Here is a 16,045-nt window from a genome sequence, read left to right as displayed (position 1 = left end):
TAGCGCCTGGAGGTGCAGGCTTTGAATACCTGGTTCTGGCGCGCAGTGGTGATGGGCAGCTGGCTGGCGCTGCTGCTCTGGTGCGGCTATTGGTGGCCGCGCTCAGTGGCTGTGGCACTGCTGGGTGCGGGGCTGATTGCGAGCGGAGCCGGGCTGCAGCTCGGCACGCAGATGCTGATGATGCGTGCGGTGCTGCGCGGTCGTGGATTGCCGCTGCCGCCTGCCATGGTCGCGTTGCGGGCCTGGTTTGCCGAGTGGCGCTGGGCCTGGCGGCTGTTCGGCTGGCAGATTCCTTTTGGCGAGCATGCAGAGCCCGATGGAGTGCCTGTGGATCGCGAGGGCAAGCAGGTGCAAGGGCAGGTGGGCGTGGTACTGGTGCATGGCTATTTCTGCAACCGTGGCGTGTGGACCGTCTGGCTGCGCAGGCTCAAGGCACGCGGCATTCCCTGCATGGCCGTGACGCTGGAGCCGGCTCATGGCAGTCCTGTCGATGCCATGGTGGACGATCTCGACAGATGCGTGAAAGCCATGGTCCAGCAAACCGGCTGTGCCCCGCTTCTGGTTGCGCACAGCATGGGCGGTCTGGTGGTGCGGGCCTGGCTCAAGCGGCTCGATGCAAATGAGCGTGCGCGTTTTGCAGCCCATGTGGTCACGGTGGCCACGCCGCATGGTGGCGCCTGGCTGGCGCGGTTTGCGCAGCGCCTGCCGGCCGTGGAGATGCGCGAAGGCAGCGACTGGCTGCAGCGGCTGGGGCCGCCGCCCCAGGATGTGCCATTCAGCTGCTGGTGCAGCAGCAGCGACAACATCGTCTTCCCCCCCGACCTTGCGATCTTGCCGAATGCGCAGTGTCGTCAGGTCGACGATGCAGCGCATATGCAGCTGCTGTTTGACCCGCGGGTTTGGCAGCACTGCCTGCAGCTGCAGGCGCAACTGCAGGCGCGACCTCAAGAGCGATCGCAGGAGCGGTATCAGGCAGCCGAGGTGGGCGCCTCCGCAGCCGACGCCGGGGCACGGGCCTGCGGGTCCTGAATCAGGTGGATGTCGGTCGCGGAAACCAGGGCGATCTTCTGCTCGGCGCAGCGCTGCAACAGGCCGAATAGCAGGTCGCTGCGCGTGCTGTAGACATTGCGCGAACTGGAGACATGGCCGAAGCTGGTGATGTTGACCACGCTGCCATTGATGGAGTCCACATACATTGAAGGGGCCGGGGTGCTCAGCACGGCCTCATGCTCGGCATAAAGGCCCAGCAGCACCTCGCGCAGCTTGACGATATCGGTGTTCAGCGGCACCGAGAACGCGATCGAGATGCGGCCCAGCGCGCCATCCATGGTCAGGTTCTGCACGGACTTGGTGATGAACTCCGAGTTGGGCACGATGACGGTGGATTTGTCATCGGTCTGGATCTCGGTGGCGCGCACGCTGATGCGGCGGATGTCGCCGACCTGATCGCCGATGCGCACGCGGTCGCCCAGCTTCACGGGGCGCTCGGCCAGCAGAATCAGGCCCGAGACGAAGTTCTGCGTGATGGCCTGCAGACCGAAGCCGATGCCGACGGACAAGGCGCTGGCCAGCAGAGCCACTTTTTCAAAGCCTATGCCCAGGGCGGCCAGCGTCCATAGGCCGGACAGCAAAATGCCCATATAGCGGGCCACGGTGCTGATGGAGTTGCGTGCGCCTATATCCAGCTCGGTCTTGGGCAGAAAGGTCTCCACCAGCCAGTGCTGCAAGGCACCAAACAGCGTCAGCCCCGCAACCAGCACCAGCAGGCCGCGCAAGATCGTCATGGGGCGCAGGAAGGAGTCGCCAACGGGCAGACCGTTGGTCAGCGTATCGGCCAGCACGATCAGGCTGCTGGAGTTGCCAAAGGGCGCGATCAGCGCCATCAGCCCCAGCAACAGCAGACAGACACGCGTGAGAGCCGATAGCAGAACGCCGATCTGTTCCAGGCGCGAGGGCTTGAGCCCCGTGCCGGCAGCGAAGCCCTGGCCGATACGGCTCTCGCTGGAGCACAGCCAGGTAAAGACGTCGTCGGCAAACTTCATCAGCAGCGAGGTGGCCAGAACCACCACGGTGATCCAGACCATTTGCGTGGCTGCGAATACCGAGAAGTTCAGATAACCGATCAGCGCTGCGATGAGCGCGGCCAGCACCGTCAGATGCCCGCCCAGCCAGGCCAGCATCAGCCAGCGACTGGTTGCCGCAGGCCGGTAATCGTCACCATGATGAGCGGCCTTCTCACGCTCGGCCAGTTGCTGGCGCTTGCGTTGCTTGTTGATGACCATCAGCACCGACATGATGAGCAATGCATAGACGAGCGCAATCAGTCCGTCCAGGGCCACGCTGCTGACGGCACTGGTGCGTGCGGCAATGTCTACCGCGTTGAGCATCATGGAGAACCAGGTCAGACCGGCGGCTCCCCAGGCAAAGCGTGTGAGCGCAGGGGCGGCGATGTCGTCGATGTTGAGCAGTCGCCAGGTCGGACGCTTGGGCACCAGCAGGCAGGCGCTGACGGAGAGGAAGAAGGCTGCGACAAATGAGGATTGAATCCAGGCATCGGCCACGGTCTGCAGGCGCGGTGCAATCGCGTCTATGGAGCGCAGGCTCTCGATGAATACCAGGCTGGCCAGGCCGGGCAGGGCCGTGCCCACTACCAGCATCCAGACAGCCAGACCCGTGCGGCGCAGCCGTCCGTTGGGCGCGCGTTCGGAGGACGCAAATTTTCGGCCCGCATAGCGCAGGCCGATGCGCAGCGGAAACATCACGAACAGCGCCAGGGCGATGCCGTTCAGCGTGGCCGACCAGCCATGCTCGGCAATGGCTGCCGCAAAGCTGGCCTGGCCCTGGCGTGTCAGGGCCGCAATGCGCTGCAGGTCGGTCGGCAGATGCTCGGCAAACTGCTTCCACAGCGAGGGCGACAGCGGCGATGCCACCTTGCGGGCGATCTGTGCGTTGAACTGCTGGGTGCGGATTTTCTCGATGCTGTCCGTGGTCTGTTTGGCCTCCATGGACAACAGCTTGCCGCGCTTGAGCGCGGAGTCCAGCTCGCTGTGCTGCTGCGCCAGATCCTTGCGCTGCAGGCTCAGTTCGGGGGATTCCTCGCTGCCTTCGGCCACCGGACCCAGCTGGGCAATGCGAGCGTCGATTTGCTTGAGCAGCGGCTCCAGCGCCGTGACGGCATTGTCGGCATCGCGTTTGGACTGCAGGGCTTTTTCGGACAGTGTCTGCAGCGTTTCGGAGGTGTCGGCGTCATCGAGCGACTGGCGTACCTTGTCCAGGGTGTTCGATGCCTGTTGAATCTGGGCGATGGACGTGGTCTGGATATCGCCATTGGCAGGCAGCTCGGCCGCGACGGCCAGACCCATGCAAAGTTGGAGCGCTAAAAGCCAGCGCAGCAGTTGGTTGCAGCAGTAATGCATTGTGAAGAAGTGAGTGGGCGGCAGTTTGCCTCTGGCGCTCACTATAGGTGCAATGCTGCGGTCAGGGTTTCAGGGCGCAGCCAAGTCATGCAGGGCTTGCAGCCTGGATATTCTGCGTCGGATGCTATTGAAAATGGAGCTTTATACGCTTTTCTGGAAAGGAATAGAGCCGAATTCTCATCTGACAATTCGGCTCTTGACCTCGCGCTTGCCATGGCGCGTGCCGGTATACATCCGCTGACTAAATCAGCTGCTCGCCGGGCAGCAACTCCTTGGCGCCAATGGTGGGCAGCTGACGCAGCTGCTCGTACAGCGGCGCAAAGTCGGCATCGGCCAGGTTCAGCAGGTGGGGCATGTCATCAATCACGAAATAGGTCTGCTGATAGGTGTCGATCTTGTAGAGCGTGCGCATGGTGCGCTCCAGTTGCAGCGGCAGACGATGCGGCTGCGGGCTGTTGACGCTGTACTCCAGCTCGCCCACGGAGCTGAGAATGCCTGCGCCATAGGCGCGCACGCCGCCGCTCTCACGGATCAGACCGAATTCCACCGTGTACCAGTACAGGCGCGACAGCATCTCGCAGGCGCCGAGCTCGGCGGCCTTGAGGCCGCCCTGTCCGTAGGCCTGGATGAAATCGGCCATGACGGGGTTGAACAGCAGCGGCACATGGCCGAAGAGGTCGTGAAAGATGTCGGGCTCGACGATGTATTCAAACTCCTCGGGCTTGCGTATCCAGTCCGTGACCGGGAATTTGCGCTGGGCCAGCAGCGAGAAGAACGGTACCTCGGGAATCAGACCTGGAACGCCGACGATCTCCCAGCCCGTTGCCTTGAATAGTCGCTCGTTGATTTCCTCGAAGCGTGGAATGCGCTCCTTGGCGCCCAGCGACGGCAGGGCGTCGATGAAATGCTGGCTGGCGCGGCCCGGAAGCAGCGCGGATTGGCGCTCGTAGAGGCGGTGGTAGGTGTCGTGCTCGGCCTCGGTATAGGCGGCATAGTCCTGCGTGCAGGTGTAGTCGGCATGGGCACGCGTGTAGTCGCCGCGTGGCGGGCGGTCGGACTGGCCATAGACGACGGGGGCCGCGCCGATGCCGCCGGTCATGGTGGCGTTGTTCTGGATGCTGTTCATAAGGCACTCCCTGAGATGAGGGGTCGCGAAGGCTGCGACCAGAGCTCGTGGCCGGGGCGCAGCAGGGAAAAGGAGAAGCGAGCCGAAAGCTGGCTCAGTGCATCTGTATCTGGGCGCGCTTGACGAGCTGTCCGTAGCGTGCATGCTCGGCCTGCACCAGGCGGGCAAAGTCCTGCAGACGCAGGTCGTCGCGCACCACGCCCATGGCGTCGAAGTACTGCTGTATATCGGGCCTTTGCAGCGTCTGGGCAAAAGCCTCCGACCAGCGTTTGGCCTGGCTGTCCGTGATGCCGGCAGTGGCAAAGATGCCGAACCAGGTGGTCAGATTCATGCCCTTGATGCTGTCGTCCAGGCTGGGCACTTCCGGCAGAGCCGGCAGCGGCGAGCGCCAGGTCACGCCAATGGCCTTGAGTCTGCCGGCCCGCAGATGAGGCAGAGCCGAGGCGATGTTGTCGAACATCAGATCGGCCGTGCCCTCGAGCAGAGCCGACAGAGCCGGTCTGGCCCCGCCAAACGGCAGGTGCTGGAGCGGAACCTGGGTCAGCGACTGGAACCACTGGCCCGCGATATGGCCGATGCTGCCGTTGCCCGCCGAGGCATAGCGCAGGGGCTGCCGGTGCTTGGACATGAAGCGCAGCAAATCCTCGGGTGTGTAGATGCGCCACTGCATGGCCAGTTCGCTGCGCATGACCAGTACATGAGGCATGCGGGCCACGAGTGTCAGCGGCTGAAAGTCGCGCAGCGGATCGTAGGGCAACTGGGGGTTGAGCCAGGGAAGGATGGCATGTGTGGCCACGGCACCCATCAGCAGCATGGGCTCGCGCGCTCCTGCTCTGGCCACCATGGCTGCACCCGTGGCGCCACCGTCGCCTGCGACATTGAGTACATTGATATTGCCCAGGGCCGTGGTTTCCTGGGTCAGCTTGCGCGCTGCCCGATCCAGCGGCCCGCCCGCCGCATAGGGAACGACCAGCGAGAGTTCGTTGCGGCTGCGGCTGGAATTCGACGGCAGGGCGCTCGCATCCCTGGCAGCATGCGCGCTGTCCGCGATCAGGGATGTCGCCGAAGCCACCGCCAGCGACATGGCCTGGCGGCGGGAAAGGCGCCAAGTGTCGGCAGGCGCGTCCATCCCCGGTGATCTGCAGTCCTCTGGGGCTGTAGCGGGTGGCTGATGTGGTCGCGACACTGGATCCTTCCGGGCGTTGAAGCTGGCGGCAACGCCTCACGCCAGGCGTGGATGCGGCAGTGCAGCATGGCGGGAAGTATAGGGACGGAAATCGGTCGCCACATGGTCCGTTTGATGGAGTGGTAACCATTGGTATCTTTTTGATGTATTGCGTAGCGACGGAGTCCACGCCGGCCATGCTGCAAGCGAGCAGACGAGGCGGGTGCAGGCCGAGGTGGCGCATGGCAGACTCCGTTGATCTGGCTCAGGTCTTGAGCACGCCGCGGCGCATCTGGTCGAGTTCCATGGTCTCGAACAAGGCCTTGAAATTGCCCTCGCCAAAGCCGCTATTGCCCTTGCGCTGGATGAACTCGAAGAAGATGGGACCCAGCTGGTTTTCGCTGAAGATCTGCAGCAGCAGCTCGCCGGGCTGGCCGTCCACAAGGATGTTGCGCGCCAGCAGCTCGGGAATGGGTTCCTGCAGGTCCGGGATGCGCTTGGGCAGCAGCTCGTAATAGGTCTCGCTGGTGTTCAGCAGCTTGATGCCGTTCATCTGCAGACCGTCCACGGTGTCGTAGAGATTGGTCGATCCCAGCGCGATGTGCTGTATGCCTTCGCCGTGGTACATGTCCAGATACTCCTGAATCTGGCCGGCCTTGTCGTTGCCTTCCTCGTTGATGGGAATGCGGATCTTGCCGCAGGGGCTGGTCATGGCCTTGCTCTTGACGCCTGTGGCCTGGCCTTCGATGTCGAAGTAGCGGATCTCGCGGAAGTTGAAGATGCGCTCGTAGAACTCGGCCAGCTCGGCCATGCGGCCGCGGTAGACGTTGTTGGTCAGGTGGTCGATATAGGTCAGGCCCAGGCCCTCGGGATGCAGATCGGCACCGGGCAGAGGCTCGAAGTCCACGTCGAAGAAGCTGATATTGCCGAGATCACCGTCCTTGGCGCCATTCTTGCCGCGCCATTTGTCGATGAAATAGATCAGGGAGTCGCCAATGCCCTTGATGGCGGGAATGCTCAGTTCGCCGGGGGCGGCCTGCTGGGCATAGCCCCAGGCACCCAGCGAGGTGGCGCGCTCATAGGCGTACTTGGCGTCGTTGACGCGGATGGCGATGGCGCAGACGCTGGGGCCGTGCAGACGCGCGAAACGCTGGGCAAAGCTGTCGGGCTCGGCATTGATGATGAAGTTGATCTCGCCCTGGCGATACAGGGTCACGTTCTTGCGGCGGTGCTTGGCAATGGCCTGAAAGCCCATGCGCTCGAACAGCTGACCCATGGCCACGGGATCGGGGGCCGCGTATTCGACGAACTCGAAGCCGTCCGTGCCCATGGGGTTGTCCCAGGTCTGGAACTGGCTGGCATTGCTTTGGGTCAACGGGGCGTTCATGGCAGAGGTCTCCATCGGGTAGGGGCGCAACACATGAAGAACAGGTGTCGACGATGGATGCACTGTAGGACAGGGCGCGGACAAGCTTCATGCAAAAATGCCTTGGCTGCAAACAGCTCAATGCATGAAAATTGCATGGAAAATTGATTTCATGCAATTTAAATGGTTATCAAGGGTTAACCATTAATAAAAACTGCGCTTTTTTTATAATCTGCCGCCATGAGTTCCATGCACACCATCGACAAACTGGATAAGGCAATTTTGCGCCGATTGCAGGCCAATGGCCGAGAAACTTATGACGTCATCGGGGAGCAGGTTGGCCTGTCGCCCAGCGCCGTGCTGCGCCGTGTCAAGCGGCTGGAGGAAAACGGTGTCATCGATCGCTATGTGGCTTTGGTGCAGCCCGAGACCGTGGGCCTGGGGCTGACGGCCTATATCAATGTGCGTCTGGAAAAATACACCGAAACCAGCAAGCGCAATCCCATGGATGTGTTCCGCGCCAGCGTGCAGACCTGGCCCGAGGTGGTGGAGTGCGTCTCCCTCACTGGCGAGATGGACTATCTGCTGCGGGTGGTGGTGGCGGACATGCAGCATTACAGTCGTTTCATCATGGACACGCTGCTCAAACACCCCAGTGTTCAGGATTGCAAAACCAGCTTTGTCATGGACCGGGTCAAGGTCACGACGGCCGTGCCGCTCTAAGCCTTCGTAGAGGTCCTTCATATGGACCATGACCTAGCCGGAAACAGAAGCTAAGGTGTTGAATTAGCGGAAAATCCTTACAGGATTGTTGCAATGCAATATGCGGCTTGTGAAACCTCGGGTTTTTACCTATATTTCAGGCTATGAACCTCCCCAAAGACTGGTTGACATCGCCCTGGCAGGCCGGCTCAGGCTGGCTGCGAGACATGGGCAAGTCCCATGGCGCCGAGCGTCGCTCGCCGTCCTTGGTCCCCATCCGTTCGCTGAGCCCGCGCCATCGCGACCGCATCATCAAGCATCTGCTCAAGCTGGATGCGCGTGATCGCTATCTGCGCTTTGGCTATGCAGCCAACGACGAGCAGGTGCGCCGCTATGTCGAGCAGCTCGATTTCGAGCGCGACGATATCTTCGGCATCTTCAACCGCCGCCTGGAATTGATCTCCATGGCGCATCTGGCCTTTGCCGGCCACCCCGAGCATGAGAAATGCGCGGAATTCGGCGTCTCCGTGCTCAAGAGTGCACGCGGCAAGGGGCTGGGGGCACGTCTGTTTGCACGTGCAGTGCTGCATGCGCGCAGCAAGAACGTGAGCATGATGTTCATCCATGCGCTGTCCGAGAACACGGCCATGCTCAAGATTGCGCGCAACGCGGGTGCCACGGTCAAGCGAGAAGGTTCGGAATCCGAAGCCTATCTGGAGCTGCCGCCTGCCGACTTCGAGACCCATGTCAGCGAGCTGGTGACGGAGCACCTGGGCGAGATGGACTACCAGCTCAAGAAGCAGGCCGTCAATTTCTGGGCTTTCCTGGCCGGCGTGCAGGAAGTGCGCAAGGGCGTGCAGGAAGGCCGCCATAAATCAGGCGAGTAAATCGTCTTGTGAAGCCGGCAAGGCTGCAGCCCAATAAAGACAAGCGCAAGCAGATATCAAAATAGCTTTGACTGAGTGCGCTCGGTGACAGCCGTTCATGGCTTTTGTGAGCTAGCAAGCCGTCTGTCAACACAATCCGTTATTCTTGGGGACTTGTTCGACTACCGCACGTCCTGCACTCCAAGACAGTGTCTGACCCCCATCCTGCGCGACTTCCCGAGAAGGAAGACAAGCGAAGCTTCCTGCAAAAGGTGGCTGAGTTCATCCATCCGGCACCGGAGTCTCCCGATGAACTGATCGAAACCCTAGCCGAAGCCGAAGACAACCAGGTCATCGGCACCGAGTCGCGTGTCATGCTGGAGCGCGTGATTCGCATGGCCGACATGAGCGCCGGAGAAGTCATGGTGGCCGCGCCACGCATGGATCTCATCAATATCGATGCTCCGTATGAAGAAATCCTGCACCAGGTTCTGACCACGGCGCATTCGCGCTTTCCGGTCTACCAGGGCGAGCGCGAGAACATCATTGGCATTCTCATGGCCAAGGATTTGCTCAAGCTGCAGCGCTCTCCCACCCTGAACATTCGTGCTCTGGTGCGCCCGGCCGTCTTCGTGCCCGAGAGCAAGGGCCTGAACGACCTGCTGCGTGAGTTCCGCGCCAATCGCAATCATCTGGCCGTCGTCATCGACGAGTTCGGCCGTGTGGCCGGCCTGGTGACGATTGAAGATGTGCTGGAAGAAATCGTCGGCGAAATCGAGGACGAGTTCGACATCCCCGAGGACGAGGGCGATATCTTTGCCCTGGCCGACAACAGCTATCGTGTTGCGGGCGATGCCAGCATCGAGCATGTGAGCGAGGAGTTCGAGACTTCGCTGCATGCCAGCGACCCCGATGCCGAGTTCGATACCATTGGTGGATTGATTGCCCATGAAATCGGCCATGTGCCCAAGCGCGGCGAGCAGATTCATCTGGGCGGGCTGGAGTTCACCGTGCTCCACACCAAGGGCGGCGCGGTGCGCTGGTTCAAGGTGGTGCGCGATCCTTCGCCGGATAGCTTGGTTCGCAACTGATCGCGACCTGCGCAAATCCGGGTCAGGCCTGGTGTGATGCCGGTGGAAATACTGGTTGTGCCTCTTGGTTTGCACAAGTCTTGGCGATACCTCGTATGCTTGAATTCACCCAACCGCCCGGTTGGGTGTTTTGTTAGTGCCTGCTGATTCCTATGACCACCACTGCCTCTACCGTTCAGACCGCTGCTGCCAGGCCTAAAGGCTGGATGAGCTGGCTTTTGATGCTGATTGCAGGCGGACTGCAGGCCTTTTCTCTGGCCTGGCCCTGGGCTCGCGGCCAGGGCGACGGCTGGCTGAGCTTGGTCGGAGGCTATGGCCGTCCGTTGTGGTGGCTGCAGATCCTGTCGCTGGCGTTGCTGGTTCATGCGCTGCTGGCTGCCCGTACCGCCGCTCAGGCGGCAGGCCGGGCCTGGCTGTTCGGCACGGCCTGGCTGGCTGCCACCTTCTGGTGGCTCTTCATCTCCATGCACACCTATGGGGGATTGGCGGCGCCACTGGCCGTAGCTGCCGTGCTGGCGCTGGCGGGCTTTCTGGGTGGCTATTACAGCGTGGCTGCATGGTGTTTCAAGCGTCTGGCAAGGACGCCGGATGCATTGTCAGCGCTGGTCTTTGCGGCACTCTGGACGCTGGCCGAGCTGGCGCGCGGCTGGCTCTGGACCGGTTTCCCCTGGGGGGCTGCCGGCTACGCCCATGTGGAAGGCCCGCTGGCCGTGCTGCCGCGCTGGATTGGCGTCTATGGCACGGGCTTTGTGGCGGCCTGGGCTGCAGCCTGGCTGGCGCTGCTGGTCTGGCGCATGCGAAGCAGGTCGGCGGTGCTGAAATTCAAGCCGGCCCTTGCATCTGCGGTGGCCCTGGGTCTGGTCTGGGGCGGGCTATGGTGGTCGCGTGATGCCGCCATTGGAGCACCTGGTCAGCAGCCCGGCATGAGCGTGGAGCTGCTGCAGGGCAATATTCCCCAGGATGAAAAGTTTGAATTGGGCTCGGGCGTGGTGGTGGCGCTGCGCTGGTATGCCCAGCAGTTGCATGACGCCAGTGCCCAACTGGTGGTGGCGCCCGAGACAGCCATTCCGCTGTTGCCTCAGCAGCTTCCCGAAGGCTATCTGGACTATGTGCGTGCACCTTTTGTCGCCAAGGACTCCAGCCGTGCGGCGCTCGTGGGGCTTCCGTTGGGCAACTGGGAAAAGGGCTTTACCAATACGGTCGAAGGCTGGCTGCCCGGGCAGGCTCAGCCGTATCAGTACGACAAGCACCATCTGGTGCCGTTTGGTGAGTTCATTCCGCCCATGTTCCGCTGGTTCACCGAGCTCATGAATATTCCGCTGGGTGACTTCAATCGCGGTGCACTGGGCCAGCCTTCCATGAGCTGGGCGGGTGAGCGCCTGTCGCCCAATATCTGCTACGAGGATTTGTTCGGCGAAGAGCTGGCGGCCCATTTCGGCAATGCGGCGACGGCACCCACGGTGCTGGTCAATCTGAGCAATATCGGCTGGTTTGGCGACTCCGTGGCCATCGATCAGCATCTGTCCATCAGCCGCATGCGCGCGCTGGAGTTCGAGCGCCCCATGTTGCGCGCAACGAACACCGGAGCCACAGTGGTGATCGATCACAAAGGGCAAGTGGTGAAAGCACTGGCGCCTTTCGAGCGCGCGGTGCTGCAGGGCCGGGTTCAGGGGCGCGACGGGCTGACGCCTTATGCGCGCTGGGTACATGCCCTGGGCCTGCTGCCTCTGACTCTGTTGTGCCTCGTGTTCTGCGCGCTGGCCTGGATCTCCTTGAGAAAGACCGAGGAAGGCGTAGTGTCCCGCACGGAATAAGCCACCTCGGCATCAGCGGCTGTGGCATTTGTGGCAGAGTCTTGGGCCTGAAAACGGGTATTGTGTCCCGGGTAGGGGCGCGAGCCTTGATAATCCCTGGTTGTACCGCCCGCAGTGGGCGCGGGTCCCGTCACCCAAAATACAGAGTAACAGGTAGCTTGCACAGGCTGCCGCGGAGCAATTGAGAGAATGGCTGAATCTTTTTCCTACGAACAACTGATCGCGTCCGGCGAAGGCAAGCTGTTTGGTGCCGATAGCGGACGTCTGCCCCTGCCTCCCATGTTGATGTTCGATCGCATCACACATATCTCCGAGGACGGCGGTGCCCACGGTCTGGGCAAGATTGTTGCGGAACTGGACGTCAAGCCCGACCTGTGGTTCTTTGATTGCCACTTCCGTGGCGACCCCGTCATGCCCGGTTGCCTGGGCTTGGACGCCATGTGGCAGCTGATCGGCTTTTACCTGACTTGGCTGCGTTTGCCGGGGCGCGGTCGTGCCCTGGGTGCAGGCGAAGTCAAGTTCACAGGTGAAGTAGGCCCCGATGTCAAACTCGTGACATATGAAATTGATATCAAGCGAGTAATCAAGCGCAAGCTGAACATGGCCATCGGCGACGCACGCCTGCTGGCCGACGGCAAGGAAATTTACGTGGCCAATGACCTGCGCGTGGGTCTGTTCCTGCGTGAAGGTGATGCCAAGGGAACGGCAGCATGAGCAAGAAGCGGGTAGTGATCACCGGCGCGGGCATTGTCTCGTGCATCGGCAATGACCTGGCAACCGTGGAGGCCTCGCTGCGCGAGGGCAAGAGCGGCATCAAGGCCATGCCCCAGTTCACGGAACTGGGCATGCGCTCGCAGGTGGCAGGCATTCCCGAGATCGATATCGAAGCGCGCATCGACCGCAAGCAGTTGCGTTTCATGGGCGATGCTGCGGCTTATTCGCAGATCGCCCTCGAAGACGCGATCAAGCAAGCGGGCCTCACGCCCGAGCAGGTGAGCAGCCCGCGCACCGGTCTGATCATGGGCTCGGGCGGCGGTTCGCCGGCCAACCAGATCGAGGCAGCCGATACGCTGCGTGAAAAAGGCATCCGCCGCGTCGGCCCTTACCAGGTCACACGCTGCATGAGCTCCACGGTGTCGGCCTGCCTGGCAACCAACTTCAAGGTCAAGGGCATCAACTACTCCATCACCTCGGCCTGCTCCACCTCGGCCCACTGCATCGGTGCTGCGGCCCAGCAGATCGCCTGGGGCATGCAGGATGTGATGTTTGCCGGCGGCGGCGAAGAGCTGTCCTGGGGCATGTCGCTGCTGTTCGACGGCATGGGTGCCATGTCCAGCAAGTACAACGAGACGCCAGAGAAGGCCTCGCGTGCCTACGACGCCAACCGCGACGGCTTTGTGATCGCCGGCGGCGGCGGTGCCGTGGTGCTGGAAAGCCTGGATCATGCGCTGGCACGCGGTGCCAACATCCTGGCCGAAGTGGTGGGCTTTGGCGCCACCAGTGACGGTGAGGACATGGTCGCTCCTTCGGGCGACGGCGCCATCGCCTGCATGAAGCAGGCCATGGAAACCGTGGATGCCCCCATCGACTACATCAACACCCACGGCACATCGACCCCAGTGGGCGATATGCAGGAAGTTCGTGCCATGCGCGAGCTGTTCGGTGACCAGGTGCCTCCGTTCTCGTCCACCAAGTCGCTGACCGGCCACTCGCTGGGCGCGACCGGTGTGCAGGAGGCGATTTACTGCCTGATCATGCTGAACAAGGGCTTTATCGCAGGGTCCGTGAACGTGGAGACGCCCGATCCGCTGCTGGGCGATATGCCTCTGGTCACCCAGACCCGCGATGCCGAACTCAAGACCGTGCTGTCCAACAGCTTTGGCTTTGGCGGCACCAATGCCTCCCTGGTGCTTAAGCGCTGGGAAGGGCAGTAAGCGCCGGAGTCTTGGATCGCGAGCCCGCTTGGCCTTGAGGTAAGCGGGCTTTTTTCTGTCGTCGACTACTGTCTCCCCCATGAAGATCGCAATTCTTGACCGTGATGGCACCCTGAACCAATGGGGAGCTCAAGGTTTCATTGGCCGGCCCGATGAGTGGGTTGCAGTCCCCAGTGCGCTGGAGGCGGTTTCGCGCCTGAACCGTGCTGGCTGGCATGTGGTGGTCGCCACCAATCAACCTGGGCTGGGTCGCGGGCTGTTCGATGTGATCGAGCTCAACGCCGTGCACGCCAAGATGCACCGGGAGATGGCAGCCGTCGGCGCGCGGGTGGAGGCCGTGTTTTTTTGTCCGCACGCTCCCGATGAAGACTGCCAGTGCCGTAAACCAGGCGTAGCGCTGTTCGAGCAGATTGCCGATCGCTACGGCGCGGAAGGCCATGAAATCTGGGCCATTGGCAGCGGCGTCGAGCATTTGCAGGCGGGCAAGGCTCTGGGCGCCCATCTGGTGTTCGTGGAGTCCACCGCCAGGCCCGAGTGCAGCAGCGATGCCGACCTGCCTGAAGGCAGCGAGCGCTATCCGGATCTGGAGGCCGTGGTGAATATGCTGTTGCCGCTGGGAGGCGATGAGGATGCTCAACCCCTGGATTCGGCGCCTGCCCCGCATTGAGCTCGGGTTTCAGGTCAAAATAGACTCAACTGCTTGAAAGAGCAGCGCAAGCTGCTATGTTTCTTGTTGATAACCGTGCCAAATCAATGGGCCAGACTTCAGGTCTGTGCTCACGTCATTCGATTGCTGTCATGTCCCTGATTCGCTCCGTCCTCCACATGTTGTGGATGGCTATTACCGTCATTCCCTACACTTTCGCGGTGCTGCTGGCCAAGTGGACCAGCGGCTCATCGGCCAAGGCATACAGCGCTGCCCGCGCCTGGCTCAAGCTCTCGGTGGACAGCGCCCGCGTGATCATGGGGGTGCGGTATCAGGTGCAGGGCATGGAGAACCTGCCTGCGGACCCGAATCAGGGGGTGGTGCTGCTGGTCAAGCACCAGTCCACTTACGAGACCTTTCTCATGCCTGCCATCATGCCGCGCCCGCTGGCCTATGTGTTCAAGAAGGAGCTGCTGAAGGTGCCATTTTTCGGTTGGTCCATCGGTGCACTGGACATGATCCACATCGACCGGGCCCAGCGCTCGCGCGCCTTTCACAAGGTGGTGGAGCAAGGCAAGCGCCTGCTCGATCAAGGCATCTGGGTCATCATGTTTCCCGAAGGTACACGTGTGAATCGTGGAGAGGTGGGCGAGTACAAGACCGGCGCCACTCGTCTGGCCATCATGACGGGTGCGCCCGTGGTACCCATCGCTGTTACCTCGGCCAAGTGCTGGCCGCGCAAGGCCTTCATCAAAAGGCCCGGCGTGGTGGATGTCTCCATTGGCAAGCCCATTTCTTCGGTGGGCCGCAAGCATGACGAGCTGATGGTCGAGGTCGAGGCATGGATCGAGTCCGAAATGCAGCGCCTGGACCCCGAGGCCTACCGCAGATAAGGCAAAACTGCCCATGTCCACAGGCGATAGCTTGCAGCAAGCTTGGCAATGGCTGGTGCCGCCTGTGGTAGGGGATGGGCGGGGCGGGTTGATGCCGCGCAAGCGCCGGCGCAGCGGCCCTGAAGCCATTGAGCAGCGTTTGGATCAATCCGAGCTGGAATTTGAGAATAGTCAGCTTGTAGCACCTGCCAATATTTCAGTGGGTGCTATTGATTCTGAAGAGAATGAGCTGCCTGCAGAGCCCACACTTCTGGTGCATCCGGAAGCCAGCCACAGCGCCCGCTTGCAAGGGCGCGAGGTGGCTTATCTGCTGCGCCGTTCGGCGCGCCGCAGCATAGGCTTCAGCGTAGGGCAGCAAGGGCTTGAAGTCACCGCTCCGCAATGGGTGGCCATGCGCGAGATCGAATCAGCGCTGCAGACCAAGGCCGGCTGGATTGTGCGCAAGTTGCAGGAAGCCGGACAGCGACAGCAGATCAAGCAGGAAGCGCGCATTCTCTGGCAGGATGGAGGCGTGCTGGACTATCTGGGCCAGCCCATGAGTTTGCGGCTGACCGGGGATACGTCACAACTGCTGCGTACCCGCCAGACGCATAGAGAGCAGGGGGTCGATGGCTCGCAAAGCCTGCATCTGTCCTTGCCGACAGGGGCGCCGCCTGCCCAGGTGCGCGCAGCCGTTCAGGCCTGGATACTGCGGGAGGCGCGCAGCTATTTCACGGCTCGCATGCTGCACTATGCCGCACTCATGGGTGTGCGCTGGAATGCGCTGCGCCTGACAAGTGCCAGCACGCGCTGGGGCAGTGCCAACAGCAGCGGGATCATTCGTCTGAACTGGCGGTTGATGCAGCACAGCCCGCAAATCATCGACTATGTGGTGGTGCATGAGCTCGCCCATCTGCATCATATGGATCACAGCCCGCAGTTCTGGGCCGTGGTGGCCCAGGTGCTGCCCGACTGGAAGCACTTGCGCAGAGCATTGAGAGACAGGCCTCTGCCCGTTTGGGAATAGCGGCAATGATCGAGACGAGG

14 protein-coding genes are annotated in these 16,045 nt (G+C 61.9%); 10 read left to right on the top strand and 4 right to left on the bottom strand.

The window, feature by feature from the left end:
- Nucleotides 1-21 precede the first annotated feature (21 nt).
- Nucleotides 22-1,029: a triacylglycerol lipase gene (locus FSY45_RS04930; RefSeq protein WP_148747943.1), complete on the top strand. Its 1,008-nt coding sequence runs from the start codon at nt 22-24 to the stop codon at nt 1,027-1,029.
- Here FSY45_RS04930 and FSY45_RS04925 read toward each other — a convergent pair.
- The 4 genes from FSY45_RS04925 to hppD all read right to left on the bottom strand — a co-directional run bounded on the left by FSY45_RS04925 (nt 969) and on the right by hppD (nt 7,094).
- Entirely contained in the window at nt 969-3,362 is a 2,394-nt protein-coding gene (locus tag FSY45_RS04925) for a DUF3772 domain-containing protein (protein WP_255443196.1), read from the bottom strand. The genes FSY45_RS04930 and FSY45_RS04925 overlap by 61 nt on opposite strands.
- Before the next feature lie 295 nt (nt 3,363-3,657).
- Nucleotides 3,658-4,542: a phenylalanine 4-monooxygenase gene (gene phhA / locus FSY45_RS04920; RefSeq protein ID WP_003068006.1), complete on the bottom strand. Its 885-nt coding sequence runs from the start codon at nt 4,540-4,542 to the stop codon at nt 3,658-3,660.
- Nucleotides 4,543-4,636: 94 nt separating this feature from the next.
- Nucleotides 4,637-5,671: a tripartite tricarboxylate transporter substrate binding protein gene (locus FSY45_RS04915; RefSeq protein ID WP_003068008.1), complete on the bottom strand. Its 1,035-nt coding sequence runs from the start codon at nt 5,669-5,671 to the stop codon at nt 4,637-4,639.
- A gap of 301 nt (nt 5,672-5,972) precedes the next feature.
- On the bottom strand, nt 5,973-7,094 hold the full coding sequence (gene hppD / locus FSY45_RS04910; protein ID WP_012839929.1) for a 4-hydroxyphenylpyruvate dioxygenase: 1,122 nt from the start codon (nt 7,092-7,094) through the stop codon (nt 5,973-5,975).
- 219 nt (nt 7,095-7,313) lie between these two features.
- On the opposite strand from hppD, the gene FSY45_RS04905 reads away from it, so the two are divergent.
- The 9 genes from FSY45_RS04905 (at nt 7,314) to FSY45_RS04865 (ending at nt 16,025) form a co-directional block, all read left to right on the top strand.
- Complete coding sequence (locus FSY45_RS04905; RefSeq protein ID WP_034354614.1) at nt 7,314-7,796, top strand: Lrp/AsnC family transcriptional regulator; 483 nt, start codon at nt 7,314-7,316, stop codon at nt 7,794-7,796.
- Between the two features lie 143 nt (nt 7,797-7,939).
- The gene (locus FSY45_RS04900; RefSeq protein WP_034354611.1) at nt 7,940-8,662 is read left to right on the top strand and encodes a GNAT family N-acetyltransferase; all 723 of its coding nucleotides are present in this window, start codon (nt 7,940-7,942) and stop codon (nt 8,660-8,662) included.
- Between the two features lie 188 nt (nt 8,663-8,850).
- Nucleotides 8,851-9,732 (top strand): HlyC/CorC family transporter, encoded by an 882-nt coding sequence (locus tag FSY45_RS04895; protein ID WP_003068015.1) that lies wholly within the window; start codon nt 8,851-8,853, stop codon nt 9,730-9,732.
- A 152-nt stretch (nt 9,733-9,884) separates the two neighbouring features.
- Nucleotides 9,885-11,546 carry an apolipoprotein N-acyltransferase gene (lnt, locus tag FSY45_RS04890; protein ID WP_148747941.1) on the top strand — a complete coding sequence of 554 codons (1,662 nt, stop codon included), beginning with the start codon at nt 9,885-9,887 and terminating at the stop codon, nt 11,544-11,546.
- 189 nt (nt 11,547-11,735) lie between these two features.
- Nucleotides 11,736-12,260, top strand: coding sequence for a bifunctional 3-hydroxydecanoyl-ACP dehydratase/trans-2-decenoyl-ACP isomerase (gene fabA, locus FSY45_RS04885; RefSeq protein ID WP_003073442.1), 525 nt, complete (start codon nt 11,736-11,738; stop codon nt 12,258-12,260).
- The gene (gene fabB / locus FSY45_RS04880; protein ID WP_003068018.1) at nt 12,257-13,480 is read left to right on the top strand and encodes a beta-ketoacyl-ACP synthase I; all 1,224 of its coding nucleotides are present in this window, start codon (nt 12,257-12,259) and stop codon (nt 13,478-13,480) included. Before fabA ends, fabB begins: the two co-directional genes overlap by 4 nt.
- Before the next feature lie 79 nt (nt 13,481-13,559).
- On the top strand, nt 13,560-14,147 hold the full coding sequence (locus FSY45_RS04875) for an HAD-IIIA family hydrolase (protein ID WP_003068019.1): 588 nt from the start codon (nt 13,560-13,562) through the stop codon (nt 14,145-14,147).
- A gap of 131 nt (nt 14,148-14,278) precedes the next feature.
- Nucleotides 14,279-15,019: a 1-acyl-sn-glycerol-3-phosphate acyltransferase gene (locus FSY45_RS04870; protein ID WP_148747940.1), complete on the top strand. Its 741-nt coding sequence runs from the start codon at nt 14,279-14,281 to the stop codon at nt 15,017-15,019.
- Between the two features lie 13 nt (nt 15,020-15,032).
- Entirely contained in the window at nt 15,033-16,025 is a 993-nt protein-coding gene (locus FSY45_RS04865) for a M48 family metallopeptidase (RefSeq protein ID WP_057093635.1), read from the top strand.
- The last annotated feature ends 20 nt before the right edge of the window (nt 16,026-16,045 follow it).

The organism is Comamonas sp. Z1 (genome assembly GCF_008121555.1).
Taxonomy (GTDB): domain Bacteria; phylum Pseudomonadota; class Gammaproteobacteria; order Burkholderiales; family Burkholderiaceae_C; genus Comamonas; species Comamonas thiooxydans.
Note: the sequence above shows the minus strand (reverse complement) of the source record. Positions and strands in the feature narration are given on the sequence as shown.

Excerpts from the sequence above, each read along its gene's own strand:
- FSY45_RS04925 (WP_255443196.1), bottom strand. The coding sequence starts at position 3,362 with ATGGGTCTGGCCGTCGCGGCCGAGCTGCCTGCCAATGGCGATATCCAG.
- phhA (WP_003068006.1), bottom strand. The coding sequence starts at position 4,542 with ATGAACAGCATCCAGAACAACGCCACCATGACCGGCGGCATCGGCGCG.
- FSY45_RS04915 (WP_003068008.1), bottom strand. The coding sequence starts at position 5,671 with ATGGACGCGCCTGCCGACACTTGGCGCCTTTCCCGCCGCCAGGCCATG.
- hppD (WP_012839929.1), bottom strand. The coding sequence starts at position 7,094 with ATGAACGCCCCGTTGACCCAAAGCAATGCCAGCCAGTTCCAGACCTGG.
- FSY45_RS04905 (WP_034354614.1), top strand. The coding sequence starts at position 7,314 with ATGAGTTCCATGCACACCATCGACAAACTGGATAAGGCAATTTTGCGC.
- FSY45_RS04900 (WP_034354611.1), top strand. The coding sequence starts at position 7,940 with ATGAACCTCCCCAAAGACTGGTTGACATCGCCCTGGCAGGCCGGCTCA.
- lnt (WP_148747941.1), top strand. The coding sequence starts at position 9,885 with ATGACCACCACTGCCTCTACCGTTCAGACCGCTGCTGCCAGGCCTAAA.
- fabA (WP_003073442.1), top strand. The coding sequence starts at position 11,736 with ATGGCTGAATCTTTTTCCTACGAACAACTGATCGCGTCCGGCGAAGGC.
- fabB (WP_003068018.1), top strand. The coding sequence starts at position 12,257 with ATGAGCAAGAAGCGGGTAGTGATCACCGGCGCGGGCATTGTCTCGTGC.
- FSY45_RS04875 (WP_003068019.1), top strand. The coding sequence starts at position 13,560 with ATGAAGATCGCAATTCTTGACCGTGATGGCACCCTGAACCAATGGGGA.
- FSY45_RS04870 (WP_148747940.1), top strand. The coding sequence starts at position 14,279 with ATGTCCCTGATTCGCTCCGTCCTCCACATGTTGTGGATGGCTATTACC.
- FSY45_RS04865 (WP_057093635.1), top strand. The coding sequence starts at position 15,033 with ATGTCCACAGGCGATAGCTTGCAGCAAGCTTGGCAATGGCTGGTGCCG.